Source organism: Leyella stercorea (assembly GCF_019052365.1).
Taxonomy (GTDB): Bacteria; Bacteroidota; Bacteroidia; order Bacteroidales; family Bacteroidaceae; genus Prevotella.
Window position 1 is genome coordinate 1 of sequence record NZ_JAHQUY010000161.1, and the last position, 1,382, is coordinate 1,382.

Sequence of the window (1,382 nt, forward strand, 5' to 3'; positions counted from 1 at the left end):
CCTCCTTGCCTGCTATGCCACGGGCAACGTAACCAGTACGGGTAGTAGCACTGGCAAAGTACATATCGGCGGCTTTTTGGGAAATAACTACACCACCGTGACCGCCGGCTATTGGAAGAACAATCATGAACAAGGCATCGGCTACAATAGGGAAAGCACCGGAGCCACGAAGGTGGACGGCTCTGTCGTTACCTGGCAGAAAGCCGTCGATGCCATGAACACCGCCTTGCAGAACGCAGGCTCAAGGTGGCGTTACGAACTTAAAGGAGCATTGCCTACCTTGATGAAGCAGTAAACCGTCGGGCGGAAAAGTTCTGCCCGCAACGGAAACAACCAGAGTAATAAAATAACAGATATTATGAGGATAAGATTTTTTGCACTTGCAGCGCTCGCCCTCTCACTCGCCGCCTGCACGCAGGACGAAGCGGGCTTCCTACCGGAAGGGGCGGAAGGCACCCCCATCGTCTTCACCGCCACGGTGCTGAATCCCGCCGCGACAGCCATCGCCGGCACCCGTGCCCCTGTGGATGGCAATTGGGAGGGTGTGCAGAGCGTGGCAGTCCTGATGGACGGCACGGTGAAGACGTACAACGTGACGCCCTCCACCGTCGATCTCACCAGCGCCACGCTGACCTCCACCGACCCGTACTACTGGACCAACCACAACGACATCACCGTCACAGCGTGGTGGCCCTACACCGCTGGCGAGACAACTCCGCCTGCGGTAAAGGTAAAAGCCAACCAAAGTGCCCAAAAAGACTTTGAGGGCAGCGACCTCATCGTAGCCGACGGGCAGACGGTGACCTACGGTAGCCCCACGCTCCGCTTCACCCACCGCACGGCGCGGGTGACCATCGTTCTGACGGACTACACCGAGGGGCTGGCATCCGTGAAGCTGACGGGTCTCTCCACCGAAGGCGACAACCCGGATATAATCACCCCGTATGACAAGGGCAGCAACACCTACACCGCCATTGTAGCCCCGCAAAGTGTGGCAACTGGAACGACCTTCATTACCTGCACATTCACTAACGGCAAGACCTTCGTTTATAAGATGAAGAATGCTACCGACTGGCAGGCGGGCGGTGAATATACCTACACCATCTCCCTCGCAGCGGCAAAAGACCTGGGCTATACCATAGAGAGCGACGGCAGCTACACCGTAACCTCCGCCGATGGCCTGATGAATGTAGCCGAATTAGTGAACGGAGGTAAGACCGACATTAACATTACCCTCGACAAAGACATTGACCTGACGGGCAAAGAATGGACGCCGATAGGCACAGGCTACAGCAACAAATACACTGGCACCTTCGACGGTGGCGGTCATACCATCAAGGGGCTGACCGTTACGACAAATGACCAATTTGTGGGTCTGTTCG

General features: G+C 56.6%; 1 protein-coding gene and 1 pseudogene. Both read left to right on the plus strand.

Annotation, left to right across the window (positions count from 1 at the left end; all coding sequences use genetic code 11):
• Positions 1-295 (plus strand): annotated as a pseudogene (locus KTQ90_RS13340) (fimbrillin family protein); the annotation flags it as partial.
• Between the two features lie 63 nt (positions 296-358).
• Positions 359-1,382 (plus strand): fimbrillin family protein (locus KTQ90_RS13345; RefSeq protein WP_217318830.1); only part of this gene is annotated, 1,024 nt, incomplete at its 3' end.